Here is a 16173-nt window from a genome sequence, read left to right on the forward strand (position 1 = left end):
GGGCTGTGCGGGATCAGCGGGTGAGGATCCACGCCACCAGGTAGCTGCGCGAGTCGGCGCTGTCGATCGAGGAGTCCGGCAGGCGCTCCGCCCGCGCGAGAGCCGCGGCCGGGTCGCTGGTCGCCTGCAGCATCAGCACGTAGTCGGCGAGCGGCGCGCCTGGGGCTCCGGCCACGAGCTCGTCGACCCGCGAGGGGTCGGGGAGGAACGCGGTCGACGGCGGCATCGGGATCAGCTCGATCCCCAGCAGCGCCGAGGGTGTCGCGTCGAAGAAGGTGGCGTAGTCGCGCTTGCCGCCCCAGTTGATCGCGACGAACGGCGCTTCGAAGCCGACCGGCGTCTCCGGGCTCAGCCAGAGGTCTGCGGCCGCCTGCGTCTCGAGGGAGAGCAGCCAGCGCGCCTCCTCGAGCAGCGGCGCGTTCCCGGAGGCGGCGGCCCAAAGGGCGAGGCCGTTCCAGGCGTTGACCGCCTCGGACACCGACTCCTGGTCGTTGCCGTCCCGGGCCGGCGCGAGCCCCGAGGCCCAGGAGTGGCCGCGGTACGCGTCGAACACGCGCAGCCGCGGGAACTCGGCGGTGTCGACGGGAGAGGCGAGATCCAGGGCGAGCAGGTCCGCGACGGTCCGGTACCGCTCGAGGAGGGACGGGTCCTCGGCGGCCAGCATCCCGACGGCGGAGAGCAGGTAGCCGTAGTGGAAGTGGTGGTCGTTGAACGCGTCGGACCCGAACGACGGCGCGGAGCCGACGACGCCTCCGAGCACGGGGTCGTAGACGACGCACTTCACGGCACCCGGTGCGCAGCCGCGCGGGTCGAGCCACTGGTCGAGCTCGGCGGCGATCCGGTCGTGCAGGTCGGCCGCCACCTCCTCCAGGCCGAGGTCGACGGCGAGACGGTGCAGAGCAGCGGCGCGGTAGAGCTCCTTGCCGGCTCCGTAGGTGTCGGGCGCGGCGAAGCGGGTGGCCGCGGCGTCGAGTGGCACCTGCGTCCGGAGCGTCGTCTTCTCCTCGGCCGTGAGGGAGCCGAGATCGAGCGCCCCCGACTCGACGATAGTGGGGGCGGCGCGGGAGAACGACGTTCCCGCACGGAGCCCCACCCGGCCGTAGAGCGTGTCGTAGCCGATCGCCCCCTCGGCCCCGAGGCCGAAGAACGTCTCGGCGCCGCCCTCGGTCCGCAGCGCGTAGGTCGTGGTGGTGGTGCTCGCCGTGACGTCGTGGGAGACGCTCGCGCCCTCGAGGGGCACTGCACGACGCCGAAGCTCGTCGATCCGCGCCCTGCTCGCTCCCGGAGGCACCGCGAAGAGGAGCAGCGTGCCGTCCAGCGTCATCCGGGGGAACGTATCGAGGGCGGCGGCGGGCGCCACCAGCCCGTACCGCTGTCCGCCCGCGGTGACCAGGAGCAGGCCGCCGGCCGCGCGCTCGGGAGCGGTGGCGCCTCCGATCAGCACCGTCTGGGCGCTCTCGGTCCGGTAGGAGGCGTAGGGCCAGCCCTCGGCTGCGACGAGCTCACCGGCACCCGCGAGGCTCCAGTGCGCGACGAGGTCGTCGAACGCGGAGAGCGCCACCGCGCTCGAGGGGACCGTCACGGTGAGATCGTCCCGGGCGAGGGCGTAGACGGTCCGCGGAGCCGCCCCCACGATCGGGAGGCCCACGGTGAAGCCGTCGGCGCGCGGCGTGACGGTGAGGATCCCTGAGTAGAGCGGGAGATCCTCCCCGAACACCGGTCCGGACACCCACGAGTTCGTCGGCGGCCGCACCCCTTCGGCAAGCCGCGCCGTCCCCGCGTAGGGGCCGGGGACCTGCGGCAGCTCCCGCGCGTGCACGGACGCTGCCACGGCCCAGTCGGACGCGGAGCCGTCGGACGTGCATCCGGTGAGGCCTGCGATCGCGAGGGCGAGAGCGAGGGCCGCCCCCGCCCCGCGCCTCACCGCGCGAACCCGCCCGGCGTGAAGAGCCTGCCGAGCTGGGCGACCAGCCAGCCGCCGAAGCCGTCGCCGTCGTCGCGGAGCCGCACCTCCGCCGCGACGGGAGCTCCGACCACGGTGTAGTCCTGCGTCGTGATCTCGTCGGTGCGCGCGCGGATGACGGTCGTCGCCCGCCCCTCGTGGAACCGCTCCACCTCGACGTCGTAGATCTCGGCGTCGACGGTCGTCCCGTCCGGCATCGCCACGGCGACGGTGCCGCCGATCGGGACCCGCGAGTAGTCCCGGGCGCCGAGCACGAACTCGCTCTCGAGGTGGATCGAGTCCGAGATCGCGACGACCGCGATCATCTGGTCCTCCTCGACGAAGGAGCCGATCTCGGCGTCGACCGACGTGACCACGCCGTCCAGCGCCGCCGTGAAGACCATCAGGCCGCCCTCCTCGATCCGGTAGCCGACATCGGCGCTGGTGAACGTCTTCGTCTGCATGTCGGACTCGAGGACGGTGCTCTGCAGGCTGAAGAGCACGTCGCCCTTCTCCACCGCGTCGCCGCGGGAGATCGTGAGGTCCTGGATCGTGCCCGCGTAGGGCGTCCCCAGCGAGTACTCGTCGGTGACGAGCTGAGCGCTCGCCGCCCGCACGGTGAGCGAGGAGTTGTTCGCGTAGACCAGGCCGGCGGCGGCGACGCCGAGCGCGAGGGCGCACGAGGCGAGGAAGCCGAGCCAGCGCAGCGCGGTCATGCCGCACCCACGGCGAGTCCGTGGCGTCCCGCGGCGGCGGGGCCGCTCGGAGCGACCACCTCGGCCCGGGCGGCGCGCTTCAGGAGGACGTGCTCGCGCGCCGCGATCACCGCGAACGCTCCGAGCGTGAGGGTGTTCAGGACGTTCCAGGCGAGCGCCACCGAGTACTCCGCGGTCCACTCCGCCTTGAGGAAGCCGACGACGGAGGTCGCGGCCAGGAACACCAGGAAGACCATCTGCACCTTGATGAAGTTGAAGGGCGAGGCGGCCTGCCCGGTCGCGCCCGTCGAGGTCCAGGCCGGCTTCCGGCCCGCGAGAGCGAGGAAGAACGCCTTCGTGTACATCGGGAAGGTGACGGTCGACAGCAGCAGCGTCTCCCACCGGAACGAGCCGATGATGAACAGCGCGAGCCCGATCTGCAGCACGTAGAACCCGCAGTAGAAGAGGATCCACTCGACGAGCGGCACCTCGAGGCTGACCGGCGTGATGTTCAGGTAGATCTGCAGCGGGGGCAGCACGATCAGGCCCAGCGGCACGATCCCGGTGAAGTAGAACGTGACGGTCATGAAGTACTGCACGCGCTGGTCGGTCGTGAGCCGGCGCTTCGGCGAGAACGGGTTGTGCTTGAGCAGGATCTCGAACCCGCCGACGGCCCAGCGGACCTGCTGGCGGACGAAGGCCTCGATCGTCTCGGGCGTGCGCCCGACCGCGAGGGTCATCGGCACGAAGATCGAGCGCCAGCCGCGCTCGTGCACGAAGATCGACGTCCAGATGTCCTCGGACTGCGAGCCCTCGTACATCCCGCCGATGTCGTCGAGGGCCTTGCGGCGGAAGACGGCGTTGGTGCCCACGCAGAAGGCGGAGTTGTACTTGTTCTTGCCCGGCTGGGTGAGGGCGTAGAAGACGATCTGCATGTAGGCGGAGCCGCGCGAGATGAAGTTGTGCGCGTTCCCGTAGACCTGCGGGGCCTGCACGAAGGCGACGTCGTCGTGGGCGAAGAAGGGGAGAGTCTCCTCCAGGAACTCCGGCACGGTCACGAAGTCGGCGTCGATCATCACGGCGAAGTCCGAGTCTGTCAGACGGAGCGCGTGGTTCACGTTGCCGGCCTTGGCACCCGCGCGGTCCTCGCGCACCACGTACCGGACGCCCAGGCGCTCGGCGATCGCGGCGACCTGCGGGTCGTCCCCGTCGTCGAGGAGCCACGTCACGTGGGTGCCGCGCATGTCGCGGGCCGCACGGGCCGTCTCCTCGATGATCGCGGGGTCCTCCCTGTAGGTCGTGATGAAGACGTCGACGGTGATGCGGCGGCGGCCGAGGTAGAGGTCCTCGCCGATCGGGATGCCGTCGACCGGGCTCCCGTAGAGCGTCGCTCGGGCGGAGTGGAAGGCGGAGTCGCGCGGGTCGTACGTGCTCGACAGGGCGGTCCACATCGTGAGCGCGGCCTGGCCGATCAGGTAGAGCTCGCAGATGATGACGATGGCGAACGGGAGGGGGTCGCCGATGTTGCGCGGGTTGAGCAGGAAGGCGCCGTAGAGCAGCGCGCCGGCGCCGGAGAGCAGCACGATCATGATGAGCGAGGGCGACTGCTGCTTGGCGCGGCTGGTGACGGCACGGGGGCTGGCGACGCGCTGCTGGCGCGTCAGGAGCGGGCGGATCTCGGGTGGAGAGGGAGGAACAGGGCGGGCGGGGGTGCTGGGGTTCACGGGTGAGCTCTTCGGGTAGGTGGAAGCGGGGGCCCGGAGCGTCGTCGGTCGGGGGTGCCGGACGGCGCGCCGGAGGAGCGCCTGTGCGCGCGTTCGGCTCAGGTCGCTGATGCGCCGCGGTCCGTCGGGTACGGCGCGGGCGTCGGGGCCGCGGTCCCGTCGGGTACGGTGTCGCGGTGCGGAGGCCGCCCGTCATCGGGGATGTCGGCGGCGGTCCCCATGTTCGACCTGGGAGAGTGCCGGGACAAGAGCCGGAAGAGGACGTGTCCGCTAGCGGACACCCCGTTCCGACACCGCGGCTCCGCGGCGCTGAGCTCGCCGACGGCCGGCGTCAGCGCGGTCGGACCGGCAGCCAGCCCCGCCGGGCCGCGAGCACGCCCGCCTGGAAGCGGCTCTCGGCGCCGAGCAGCTCGAAGAGACCGGCGATGTGCCGACGGCAGGTGCGCACGCTGAGGTCCAGCCGTGCCGCGAGCGCCTCGTCGGTGAGCCCGGCGGCGAGGCCCTGCAGGATCGACCGCTGCACCGCGGAGAGGGAGGGCTCCTCCTCGGCACCTGCCGCGTGCAGGGGCGCTGCGAACTCCCACGCCGCATCGAACACGCGCGCCAGGGTCGCCGCGAGCTCGGGGGAGCGGACGACCAGGGCGGCGCGGTCGTCCTCGTCGCGGGAGCGGGCGACGATCGCGAGGGAGCGGTCGAAGACCACCAGCCGGAAGGGCAGCACCGGGAGGGTCCGGAACCGCGCGCCCAGCGGCTCCAGCTCCGCGACCGAGCGCCGGAGGGCCGCGTTGTCGCGGCGGCGGTCGTGGTACAGCGTCCGCCTCGCGATGCCGCGCCCGAGCAGCTCGCGGTCGACGGCGTCGCTCGCCTCGTGCCGCTCCACGCTGCTGGTGCCGGGAGCGGCGATCAGCACCTCCTCCGAGGCTCCGCGCTGCAGGTCGAGGAGCAGCCGGAGGACGGTCGCCGGGTCCTCGATCACCTCCACCTGCTCCGCGGCGGCGAGGGCGCTGCGGGCGCTCCGGTAGGCGGGGACGAGGGCCATCAGCTCGCTGCGGCGGCGGGTGATCCCGGTCTGCAGCTCGAGGAGGCGCCGCTCGTCGTCGGCGATCAGCTCGGCCAGGGCGATGTCCGGCGCGGCCGTGGCGAGCGACTCCGCCCCCGCGTGCAGCGGAGCGAGCAGCCGGAGCCCGATCAGCTCGTCGCGCGCCTCGCGGAGGCCGTCGACGGTGACGCCGAGCTCGTCCGACGCGCTCTCGAGCGACCAGTCTCCGCGCACGGACGCGTGCAGGTACAGCGCGATCGCGTTCTCGCTCAGCACCGGCGGCCCCCCGTTCTCCCGACCCTCCCGAGTGTAGGAGGCGCGCACTCAGCGCCGCCGCGCGAGAACCGCGACGACGGCGAGCTCACCGGCGAGGACCAGCGCCACCGCTCCGAACACGGCCGGGCCGACCAGCGCGGCGAGCGGAGTGAGACCGGCGTTCGCGAGGAGGGGGGCGAGGAGACCGATCACGACGCCGGTACGGCGGGCGGGGGGCTGCCGGCGGGCGACGGCGACGACGCTCAGCGAGGTCGCGGCGGCGGCGGCGAGCACGAGCAGGAGGACCGCCGCGGGGTGCGGCTCCCCGAGCAGGAGCAGCGCGGCCAGCGCGGCCCAGGCGAGGGCGCCTCCGGTGGCGACGGGGCCGAGGTGCGGGGTGGCGGCGGGTGCAGTGGCGGTCATGGTGCGTCCTCTCGTCGTGGTCCTCCGAGCCTCGCGGAGGCCCGTCGGCGGAACCAGATCAGCATCCGGGCACGGCAGCATCCGGACATGCGGCGGACCCCCGGCTCCGCGCGGGGCGGAGGGTCGGGGGCCCACGGGACGTCCGGGCAGGCTCCGGCCGTGGCAGCATCCGGTCAGCCGGCCTCGCGCAGCCTCCCGCCGGCGGGGTGGAGGCTGCGCTGCGCACGGCGCGACGGCGGAGTCGTGGGTGTCGTCGGCTCCTCCTCCGGGGGCGCCCGCTCTTCCCGGGGCGGTGCCCGCGGTCGTAGGCTCGCGCTCATCCGCAACGGGAGGGGCCGACGATGACCGCCACGAGAGAGACGTCCGCCCCGCCCGAGCTCAAGCGGGTGCTCGGCCCCAAGCTGCTGCTGCTGTTCGTGGTCGGCGACATCCTCGGCACCGGGATCTACGCCCTCACCGGGCAGGTCGCGGCCGAGGTGGGCGGGGCCGCGTGGCTCCCCTTCGTGATCGCGTTCGTCGTCGCCACGCTCACCGCCTGCTCCTACCTGGAGCTGGTGACGAAGTACCCGCAGGCGGCGGGCGCCGCGCTCTACGCGCACAAGGCGTTCGGGATCCACTTCGTCACGTTCCTCGTCTGCTTCACCGTGATGGCGAGCGGGATCACCTCGGCCTCCGCCGCCTCGGGCGCCTTCGCGAGCAACTTCGCGATCGGCTTCGGCCTGGGGGACGGCGCGGGGACGCGGCTGAGCATCGCGCTGGTGTTCATGGTCTGCATCGCCCTCGTGAACCTGCGGGGCGTCGCCGAGAGCGTCGGGCTGAACGTGGTGCTCACCCTGATCGAGCTCTCGGGCCTGCTGCTGGTGATCTTCGTCTGCTTCTTCGCGGTGTTCGGCGGGCAGGCCGACTTCTCGCGGGTGGTCGCGTTCGAGGCGCCGGAGGACAAGTCGCTGCTGCTCGCGGTGAGCACCGCGACCTCGCTGGCGTTCTTCGCGATGGTCGGCTTCGAGGACTCGGTGAACATGGCGGAGGAGACGAAGGAGCCCAGCCGCATCTTCCCGCGCGTGATGCTCACGGGTCTCGGCATCACCGCCGTGGTCTACGTGCTCGTGTCCACGCTCGCCGTCGCGATCGTCCCCGTGGGGGAGCTGGCCGGCAACGACACTCCGCTCGTCACGGTCGTCGAGGCCGCGGCGCCCGACTTCCCGATCTCGACGCTCCTGCCCTTCATCTCGCTCTTCGCCGTGGCCAACAGCGCGCTGATCAACATGATGATGGCCAGCCGCCTGCTCTACGGGATGAGCCGCCAGGGCGTGCTGCCGCCGTTCCTGCAGAACGTGCTGCGCGGACGGCGCACGCCGTGGGCCGCGATCCTCTTCACGACGGTGATCGCCCTGCTCCTCACCGCCTACGTGTCGCGCGACCCCTCCGACCCCATCGCGGTGCTGCTGGGCGGGACCACGTCGCTCCTCCTGCTGGCGGTCTTCGCCGTCGTCAACGTCTCCGTGCTGGTGCTGCGGCGGCAGCCGGTCGAGCACCGTCACTTCCGGACCCCCACCGTGCTGCCGGTGCTGGGCACGATCGCCTGCGTCTACCTGGTGCTGCCGATCACCTCGGGACGCGACACGGCCCAGTACGGGATCGCGGGGGTGCTGCTCGTGATCGGCGTCCTGCTCTGGGCGGCGACCTTCATCGACCGGCGGGTCCGCGGCTACGCGCGCACCGCGGCGATCGCTCCGGAGGAGCTCGACGCCGATCCCGCGGAGGACGCATCGGGAGCGCACAGCGACGGCATCGGCCGGTCATAGCCGATCCATAGGGAACTCCCGATACTGGAGTCATGAGCACCCCGGCCCCCTCGAAGCACCTCGCCCCCGCGCAGCGCACCCGCCTGAAGCGGGCCGACGGGACGCCGATCCGCGTCCTCGTCGTCGACGACGAGAGCACCCTCACCGACCTGCTCCAGATGGCTCTGCGCTACGAGGGCTGGGAGGTGCGCACCGCGGCCGAGGGCCGCGCCGCGATCACGATCACCCGCGAGTTCCGGCCCGACGTGATCGTGCTCGACGTGATGCTCCCCGACATCGACGGCCTCCAGGTCCTGCAGCGGGTCCGCGCGGACGGCAGCGAGACCCCGGTCCTCTTCCTCACCGCGAAGGACGCGCTCGACGACCGGATCGCCGGGCTCACCGCCGGCGGCGACGACTACGTCACCAAGCCCTTCTCCCTCGAGGAGCTGGTCGCCCGGATGCGCGGACTCATCCGCCGCAGCACCCTGCTCGCCAACGACGCGGACGACCCCGAGGTCGTCGTGGGGGACCTGGTGCTGAACGAGGACAGCCACGAGGTCCGCCGGGGCGGCGACGAGATCGAGCTGACCGCCACCGAGTTCGAGCTGCTGCGCTTCCTGATGCGCAATCCGCGCCGCGTGCTCAGCAAGGCCCAGATCCTCGACCGGGTCTGGTCGTACGACTTCGGCGGCAAGTCGAGCGTGGTCGAGATCTACATCTCGTACCTGCGCAAGAAGATCGACGCCGGCCGCTCGCCGATGATCCACACCGTGCGCGGCGCCGGCTACCTCCTGAAGCCCGCCGACCAGTGAGCCGCACCGGCCGCCCGTCGCTCGGCGACTTCGCGACCCGCTCCGCCCTCCGCAGCTCCCGCAGCGGCCGGCGCGCGCCGTGGACTCTGCGGCGGCGGATGGTCGTCGCCGTGGTCGCGCTCGTCGCGGTGACGGCGGGCGTCGTGGGAGCGGTCAGCGTGCTCTCCGCCCGCTCGATCCTCTACGGCAGCACGGACGCGTCGCTCAGCCAGTCGGTCACGCGCCTCCAGGACTTCGACGGGCCGAGCCGCTTCGGCGGGTCGAGCGCGATCGAGCAGGCCACGACCTGCCCGAGCGGATCCTTCGGCGGCGGCCCGAGCCAGAACCTCAGCACCATCACCGCCGTCCAGGGCTCGGACGGCTCCTTCATCGGCGCCTACGTCGACGCCGACGGGGTCTGCCGGCAGTTCTCGGACCCGGCCGACTCGGTGCTCGCGGCGGCCGTCGCCGCAGGGGGCGAGGAGGCGACCATCGAGCTGCCCGGGAGCCTCGGGACCTACCGCGTGCGCGCGGCGGCGGTCGAGGGCTCCGTCGTCGTCGTCGGCGTCCCCCTGGGCGAGGTCGCCGAGACGCTCGCCTCCCTCACCTGGGTGGTCGTCGTGGTGGTGCTGCTGGCGATGCTGCTGGTCGCCCTCGTCGCCACCGCGATCATCCGCGTGGCCCTGCGGCCCCTGGAGCGGGTGGAGGCGACGGCGACCCGCGTGGCCGAGCTGCCGCTGGACCGCGGCGCCGTCGAGCTGGTCGAGCGGGTCCCGGAGGAGGACGCCGACACCCGCACCGAGGTCGGCCGCGTCGGCGCCGCCTTCAACCGCATGCTCGACCACGTCACCGGTGCTCTGGAGTCGCGGCAGGCGAGCGAGGACAAGGTGCGGCAGTTCGTCGCCGACGCCTCGCACGAGCTGCGCACTCCCCTCGCGGCGATCCGCGGCTACGCGGAGCTGCCCCGGCGCGGCGGGACCGAGCTGCCGGAGTCGGCGGCCTACTCCCTCGATCGGATCGAGTCCGCCGCCACCCGGATGACCTCGCTGGTCGAGGACCTCCTCCTGCTCGCCCGCCTCGACGAGGGCCGCGACCTCGAGAAGGAGCCCGTCGACCTGACGCTGCTCGTGATCGAGGCGCTGTCGGACGCGCACGCCGCGGGCCCCGACCACGAGTGGGATCTCGAGCTCCCCGAGGAGCCGATCGAGATCCGCGGCGACGGCTTCCGGCTGCACCAGGTGGTCGCCAATCTGCTGCGGAACGCGACCGTGCACACGCCCCCCGGCACCCGGGTCGTGGCGGCCCTCGCCGAGGAGGTGTCGGAGGGGCGGCCGATCGCAGTCGTGACGGTCACCGATTCCGGCCCGGGCATCGCGCCGGAGCTGGTGCCGGTGCTGTTCGAGCGCTTCGCCCGCGGCGACTCCTCCCGAGCGCGCACGACCGGATCGACGGGGCTGGGCCTGGCGATCGTGGCGGCGGTCGTCGACGCCCACGGCGGGCGCGTCCTCGTCGCGTCCGAGCCGGGGCGCACGAGCTTCCGCGTCGAGCTGCCGGCGGGCTGAGGGCCGGGACGGCGGTCTCCCGCCGCCCGCCCTACACCGAGACGCCCAGCCGGCGGCGCGCGTCGTCGAGGGTCCGCACCACGGCGACCACCTCGTCGAGCGGGTGCAGCGGCGACTCGGTGCGCCCCTCCGTCACGTACTGCGCGACGTGCAGCGCCTCCCAGGCGAGGCCCTCGCCGCCCTGGAGCGGCGTCTCGTCGATCCACGACCCGCTCTCGGAGCCGCGGGTCAGCGTCACGCCGCCCGGCGTCCAGAACGACGGGTGCACGTCGATCCGCCCCGCCCGCCCCGCGACGCTCGCCGCGTGCCGGGTGTCGGCCAGCACGGTCGAGGTGGCCACCGACTGCACCCCGTGCGCGTGGCTGCCGACGATCGTCGCGGTCGCGTCGACGCCCGTCGAGGTCATGCTGCCGGCGACGACGGTGCTCTGCGGGGTGCCCGCCACCATCGAGACGAAGGAGGAGGCGTAGACGCCGACGTCCAGCAGGCCGCCGCCCGCGAGCGCCGGGTCGAAGATGCGGCTGGAGGGGTCGAAGTCGAAGGCGGCGCCGAAGTCGGCCGAGACGACGGCGGGCGCGCCGACCGCCCCGTCGGCGAGCAGCTGCCGCACGACGTCCATGTGCGGCAGGTAGCGCATCCACATCGCCTCCATCGCGAAGACTCCGGCGTCGCGCGCGGCGTGCACGATCATCTCGGCCTCGCCCGGGGTCGGCGCGAACGGCTTCTCGACCAGGATGTGCTTGCCCGCGGCGATGGCGAGCAGTGCCTGGCGGGCGTGCTCCGAGTGGGGGGAGGCGATGTAGACCACGTCGACCTCCGGATCCTCGACCACGGCCTCGTAGCCGGCCGAGGCCCGCTCGATCCCGAACCGGCTCGCGAACCGCTCCGCGCGCTCCAGCGAGCGGGAGCCCACCGAGACCACGCGCTGCCGGGTGTGCTTCTGCAGCGCCTCGACGAACGAGCCGGCGATCGAGCCGGGCGCGATCACCCCCCAGCGCAGGACGGGGGAGTCGAGGAGGGAGGGGAGTCGGGGCTCGGGGAGCGTCAGTGCCATGCGTCCACGCTAGGGCCCCGTGCCCGGCGGGGGCGAGGGGGTGCGCGGCGGTCCCCTAGGGTGTGACGGCACGCGCAGTCGCGGGCGGAGGAGGACGTCATGCCCGAGTGGTACACCCTGGGCGTCGTCGCCCTCGTGATCGTCGTGGTGGTCGTCGCGATCGTGCGATTCCGGTTCAACCCGGTGCTCGCGCTGGCCGTCGGAGCCGCCGCGATCGGCCTGCTCACCGGGCTCGGCCCCGTCGACACCGTCTCCACGATGACCACCGGCTTCGGCGAGGTGATGATGGAGGCGGGCCTCCTGATCGGCTGGGGCGTGCTCATCGGCGCGATGCTCAACGAGATGGGCGCCGTCGTCCGGCTCGTCGAGGGCCTGCTGCGCGTCTTCGGCCGCCGCGGGATCCCCTACGCGCTGGGCCTGTCCTTCGCCACGTACCTGCAGACGATCTTCGTCGACGCGCTGATCGTGATCGCGGCCCCGCTCGCGCGCCGGATCGCGCCGCGGCTGGGGCGCGCGGGCACCGGCATCGTCGCCGTCACCTTCGCCGTCGGGCTCGAGACGGGCATCGTGATGATGGTGCCCGGCTTCGCCGCGGTCGCGCTCGCGGGGCTGCTCGGAGTGCCGCTGGGCGTGATGATGCTCGGCGGGTTCGCGGTGGTGGCGCCGACGGTCGTGGTCACGATCCTGCTGATGTCGCTCGCGTTCCGCCTCGGCTTCTGGGACCCGGCGCGCGACGAGCAGCTGGTCGTGCGCGACGACACGACCGGGCTCGCGACGGTGGGGGCGTCGCCCGCCGCGGACGGCGGACGGCTGCCGTCGTTCGGAGCGCGGGGGAGCGGCGGGGCGTCCTCGAGCGTAGTCGGAGCGGCATCGGGCGGCTCGTCCGGCTCGTCCGTCGAGGACGCGGCGGGTCCCGCCGAGGCGCAGGACGCCCACCCCGCCCGCGAGCGCCCGCTCCTGCTCCTCTTCGCGCCCATGCTCCTCGCCCTCCTGCTCATCGCCGCGCAGGCGGTGCTCACCGTCTCCGGGATCGAGCTGCCGGTGCTGCAGTTCCTCGGGAACCCCGTCATCGCGCTCCTCCTCGCCGTGATCGGCACCGGAGTGGTCGGCCGGTCCACCGTGGGAACCGCGCGGATGGAGAAGGCGGTCGCCAAGGGCTTCCAGGACGGCGGGCAGATCTTCCTGCTCACCGGCGTCGGCGGGGCGCTCGCCGCGGTGATCGCGCAGGGCGACCTCGGCGAGATCCTGAAGGGCTACTTCTCGACCTCGGCGACCGCGCCGCTGCTGCTCGTCTGGGTGATGGCGGCCGTGCTGCACATCGCGGTCGGCTCGGTCACCCTCTCGGCGATCACGGCGGCCGGAGTCGTCGCGCCGGTCGCCGCGACACTCGGCCTCGACCCGCTGCTGATCGCACTCGCCGCGGGCTCCGGCGCGCTGTTCTGCATCCACGTCACCTCGAACACCTTCTGGCTGCTGCAGAGCTTCCTCGGCCAGTCGGTCCGCGGCGCCCTCAAGTCCGTGACCGTCGGCGTCTCCCTCGCCTCCGTCCTCGCGCTCGGCGCCACGCTCGTCCTCTCCCTCTTCCTCTGACCGGGCCCTCCTTCCTCCTCTCGCCGGATGCCACTCGGCACTCGAGTCGCCGGGCGAGGCGTACCGAAGAGGCATCTCGCGGAGGTGACCCGGCCGACACGTGACGGAAACATGGAGCCTCTATCTTCCTGAGAGGGTTCACATCCGATTCGGAGATCCAGACGCCGACGGGGGCCCGATCCGTTCCGTCACGCCTCGACAAGGGAAGAACTCCGCTTGAGATCTCGAACCGCCCTCGCCTCCGGATGCGCCGCGCTCGCGCTCGCCGCCGGCGGTCTCCTGGTCGCCCCGCCGGCGACCGCCACGACCGCAGCACCCGCCGACTACACCCGCGTGGACATCGTGCGTCCGCCGTCCGCTCCGATCGCGGTGCCGACCAGCTACCCGCAGCAGACCCCGCTGACCGAGGTGCCCGTCGACCCGACCGACGCCTCGCTCCTGCGCGGAGTCACCCCCTACGACGCCATCGCGCCGCAGCTGAACGCGCTCGCCGCCCGCTCCGACCGGGTCTCGACCCAGGTGGTCGGGAAGTCCGGCCTCGGCCGCGACATCTACCTGGTCACCGTCACCGCCCCCGAGACCGAGGCCGAGACGGCGCAGCAGGCCGAGTGGCGCGACCGGCTCAAGTACGAGCCCGCCGCCGCGGCCGCCGACGCCGAGCTGATGGACGGCTACAAGGTGCCGGTCTGGTTCAACGGCAACATCCACGGCAACGAGTGGGAGGGCAGCGACGCGATCCTCGAGTACATCGAGGGCGTCGCCACCGCCGAGGACGCGGAGACCGAGGCGCTGCTCGAGGGCAACCGCCTCTACTTCACCGTCACCAACAACCCCGACGGCCGCGCCCTCGGCCAGCGCGCCGTCGCCGCGGGCTACGACCCGAACCGCGACATGATCACCGGAGCCACCAGCGAGGCGGCCGTGATCCGCGACCTCTCGAGCGTGCTCCAGCCCACGTACTTCATCGACATCCACGGCTACACCGGGATCCTCCAGGTCGAGCCCTGCGGCCCGCCGCACGGCGAGAACTACGAGTACGACCTCTTCCTCCCGCACGCATACGCGACCGCGCTCGAGATCGAGCGCCGCGTCGTCGAGGCCGACGTGCCCGGCAACACCTACCTCGCCGAGGACGGCAGCGCCACGACGGACAACACCGGGAAGATCCTCATCCCCTACCGCGACATCCGCGCGGGCTGGGACGACTGGCCCCCCATCTTCGCCCCGCAGTACGTCGCCTTCCAGGGCGCGATCACCAACACGGTGGAGCTTCCGCTCGGCCGCACGGCCAACAGCACTCCGGAGGAGATCGCCCAGGGCCGGGCCAACGCGGACATCGACGTCGAGGTCGCCGGGATCGTCATGGACGCCTCCGTCGACTACATCGAGGCCAACCGCGACGCGCTCCTGAGCAACCAGGTCGCCATCGTCGAGCGCGGCGTCACCGGCGCCCCCGCCGTCGAGATCCCCGCCGACGTCTCCGCGGCCGACCTGCCCGCGGGCGTGCCGACCGAGTGGACCGAGATCTGGGACGAGACCGACGTCTACACGACCGAGTACCCGCGCGCCTACGTCATCCCCGTCGACGGCACGCAGCGCTCCGTCTCGGACGCCGAGACCCTCGTCGCGCAGCTGCTCGCCCACGGCGTCGAGGTGTCGCGGACCACGGCCGCCACGAGCGTCGAAGGAGTCTCCTACCCCGCGGGCACCTACCTGGTCGACATGCACCAGTCGGTCCGCGGCCTCGCCAACGTCCTCCTCGCCGACGGCAGCGACATCTCGAGCCGCGTGCCCGAGATGTACGACGTCTCGGCCTGGAGCCTCTCGCTCCTCTGGGGCGCCGACGTGCAGGCGATCGGCTCCACCACCGACGCCCTCCCGGCCGTCGGCCTGGAGCCGGTGACCGCCGTGGCTCCGGTCGGCTCCGTCCCGGCAGGCGCCGACTACCTCGCCTTCGAGCCGCGCGGCGTCCTGGAGTACCAGGCCGTCAACGCGCTGCTGGCCGACGGCGTCGCCCTCGAGCAGTTCGAGGACGGCACGATCGCCCTCCGTGCAGACGCCGCCGGGCTCGCGGCCGCCGAGGGAGCCGCCGCCGCCTTCGGCGTCGACTTCACGGCGACCACCGCCGACCGCGTGCGCGCCGAGGACGGGAAGGCGCTCGACGCCCTCCGCGTCGCCTACTCCGGCACGAACGAGGACCGCGACGCGCTGGCCAAGCTCGGCTTCGCCGACGCGGTCGCCGTCGACGCGGCCGCGCTCACCGCGGGCACCGCGACCCTCGAGGGCGCCGACGTGCTCTACGTGGGACGCGCCCTCTCCTTCACCCCGGAGCAGGCCGCAGGCCGCACCGTGGTCGAGGAGTTCCTCGCGGCGGGCGGCGACGTCGTCGGCCGCGGCGGCGCTGGAGCGGCCTTCGTGTCCGACTTCGGCCTGGCCGAGCTGACCGCGCAGACCGGCACCAGCGGCTCCAACGGCATCGTCTCGGTCGAGACGCCCGCTGGCGGAGTCCTGGGCGACTACCCGCAGGACACCGCGTTCGTCTCGCCGGCACTGTGGTTCGCCGGTTTCGACGAGTCGGTCGCGGTCGAGCAGAGCTACTCGGAGGACGGCACGTTCGTCGCCGGGCACTGGGTCGACTCCGAGGGTCAGTCCCGGAGCGACGCGGCCGGGCAGGCCTCGGCCGTCTCGTTCTCGACGGAGTCGGGCACCGAGGGCTTCCTCTTCGGCACCTCGCCGGTGTTCCGCAACCACCCGGTCGGAGCGTTCAGCGACGTCGCCCGGGCGCTGCTCGCCGTGGCGCCGGAGGGCGCCGCCGTCGAGCTGCCGGGGACCCAGGAGCCCACGCCGACGCCGGAGCCGACCGGCTCACCGGAGCCGACCGCGACTCCCGAGCCGACGGCGACGCCTGAGCCGACGGCGACGCCCGAGCCCACCGCGACGCCCGAGCCGACCGTGAGCCCGGAGCCCACGTCGACCCCCGAGCCCACGTCGACCCCGGAGCCCACGTCGACCCCGGAGCCCACCGTCGTGCCGACGGCCGGACCGACCGCCACGGCCGCGCCGATCACCGCGCCGCCCGGCCCCGGCGGCCTCCCCTCCACCGGAGTGGAGACCGGCTCCTGGCTGCTGCTCTCGGGAGGTGCTGTCGCCCTCGGCCTCGGCTCGCTCCTGATCGCCCGCAGCCGTCGCCGCGAGGACCAGGAGGCCTAGCCTCCGCCTCGGGGAGGGATCGGGCGCCCGCCGCCCGGTCCCTCCCCGTTCCCGTTCCCCGTCCCCCTCGTCGCGCTCATGCTAGCGGCGGCCCGCGCCCC

Annotated in this window: 11 protein-coding genes; 5 read left to right on the forward strand and 6 right to left on the reverse strand. The window is 73.2% G+C overall.

Features of this window, described 5'->3' with window-relative positions; all coding sequences use genetic code 11:
• Nucleotides 1–13: 13 nt before the first annotated feature.
• The 5 genes from C5C53_RS02890 to C5C53_RS02910 all read right to left on the reverse strand — a co-directional run bounded on the left by C5C53_RS02890 (nucleotide 14) and on the right by C5C53_RS02910 (nucleotide 6078).
• Complete coding sequence (locus C5C53_RS02890; RefSeq protein WP_146084629.1) at nucleotides 14–1924, reverse strand: glycosyl hydrolase; 1911 nt, start codon at nucleotides 1922–1924, stop codon at nucleotides 14–16.
• Complete coding sequence (locus tag C5C53_RS17025; protein ID WP_104247768.1) at nucleotides 1921–2658, reverse strand: biotin/lipoyl-binding protein; 738 nt, start codon at nucleotides 2656–2658, stop codon at nucleotides 1921–1923. The genes C5C53_RS02890 and C5C53_RS17025 overlap by 4 nt, the downstream gene beginning before the upstream one ends.
• On the reverse strand, nucleotides 2655–4361 hold the full coding sequence (locus C5C53_RS02900) for a glycosyltransferase family 2 protein (RefSeq protein WP_104266760.1): 1707 nt from the start codon (nucleotides 4359–4361) through the stop codon (nucleotides 2655–2657). The genes C5C53_RS17025 and C5C53_RS02900 overlap by 4 nt, the downstream gene beginning before the upstream one ends.
• A 331-nt stretch (nucleotides 4362–4692) precedes the next feature.
• Nucleotides 4693–5676 (reverse strand): LuxR C-terminal-related transcriptional regulator, encoded by a 984-nt coding sequence (locus C5C53_RS17365; RefSeq protein WP_104266761.1) that lies wholly within the window; start codon nucleotides 5674–5676, stop codon nucleotides 4693–4695.
• 48 nt (nucleotides 5677–5724) lie between these two features.
• Entirely contained in the window at nucleotides 5725–6078 is a 354-nt protein-coding gene (locus C5C53_RS02910; protein WP_104266762.1) for a hypothetical protein, read from the reverse strand.
• A gap of 341 nt (nucleotides 6079–6419) precedes the next feature.
• Between C5C53_RS02910 and C5C53_RS02915 the strand changes: the two genes are divergently transcribed.
• From C5C53_RS02915 to C5C53_RS02925, 3 genes are read left to right on the forward strand one after another with little or no spacing between them, the layout of a single operon-like run.
• Entirely contained in the window at nucleotides 6420–7883 is a 1464-nt protein-coding gene (locus C5C53_RS02915; protein ID WP_104247764.1) for an APC family permease, read from the forward strand.
• Between the two features lie 32 nt (nucleotides 7884–7915).
• A complete protein-coding gene (locus C5C53_RS02920; RefSeq protein ID WP_104223650.1) occupies nucleotides 7916–8677 on the forward strand; it encodes a response regulator transcription factor in 762 nt (253 codons plus the stop codon).
• Nucleotides 8674–10218 carry a cell wall metabolism sensor histidine kinase WalK gene (locus C5C53_RS02925; RefSeq protein ID WP_258065458.1) on the forward strand — a complete coding sequence of 515 codons (1545 nt, stop codon included), beginning with the start codon at nucleotides 8674–8676 and terminating at the stop codon, nucleotides 10216–10218. The genes C5C53_RS02920 and C5C53_RS02925 overlap by 4 nt, the downstream gene beginning before the upstream one ends.
• Before the next feature lie 31 nt (nucleotides 10219–10249).
• Here C5C53_RS02925 and C5C53_RS02930 read toward each other — a convergent pair whose 3' ends face one another.
• Nucleotides 10250–11272: a Gfo/Idh/MocA family protein gene (locus tag C5C53_RS02930; protein ID WP_104223651.1), complete on the reverse strand. Its 1023-nt coding sequence runs from the start codon at nucleotides 11270–11272 to the stop codon at nucleotides 10250–10252.
• Between the two features lie 99 nt (nucleotides 11273–11371).
• Between C5C53_RS02930 and C5C53_RS02935 the strand changes: the two genes are divergently transcribed.
• The gene (locus C5C53_RS02935) at nucleotides 11372–12862 is read left to right on the forward strand and encodes a GntP family permease (protein WP_104266763.1); all 1491 of its coding nucleotides are present in this window, start codon (nucleotides 11372–11374) and stop codon (nucleotides 12860–12862) included.
• 216 nt (nucleotides 12863–13078) lie between these two features.
• Nucleotides 13079–16072, forward strand: a complete 2994-nt coding sequence (locus C5C53_RS02940) for a M14 family zinc carboxypeptidase (RefSeq protein ID WP_104266764.1) — start codon at nucleotides 13079–13081, stop codon at nucleotides 16070–16072.
• The last annotated feature ends 101 nt before the right edge of the window (nucleotides 16073–16173 follow it).

The sequence above is a fragment of the Rathayibacter sp. AY1E3 genome (genome assembly GCF_002932235.1).
Classification (GTDB): Bacteria; Actinomycetota; Actinomycetes; order Actinomycetales; family Microbacteriaceae; genus Rathayibacter.

Excerpts from the sequence above, each read along its gene's own strand:
- C5C53_RS17025 (WP_104247768.1), bottom strand. The coding sequence starts at position 2,658 with ATGACCGCGCTGCGCTGGCTCGGCTTCCTCGCCTCGTGCGCCCTCGCG.
- C5C53_RS02910 (WP_104266762.1), bottom strand. The coding sequence starts at position 6,078 with ATGACCGCCACTGCACCCGCCGCCACCCCGCACCTCGGCCCCGTCGCC.
- C5C53_RS02915 (WP_104247764.1), top strand. The coding sequence starts at position 6,420 with ATGACCGCCACGAGAGAGACGTCCGCCCCGCCCGAGCTCAAGCGGGTG.
- C5C53_RS02920 (WP_104223650.1), top strand. The coding sequence starts at position 7,916 with ATGAGCACCCCGGCCCCCTCGAAGCACCTCGCCCCCGCGCAGCGCACC.
- C5C53_RS02930 (WP_104223651.1), bottom strand. The coding sequence starts at position 11,272 with ATGGCACTGACGCTCCCCGAGCCCCGACTCCCCTCCCTCCTCGACTCC.
- C5C53_RS02935 (WP_104266763.1), top strand. The coding sequence starts at position 11,372 with ATGCCCGAGTGGTACACCCTGGGCGTCGTCGCCCTCGTGATCGTCGTG.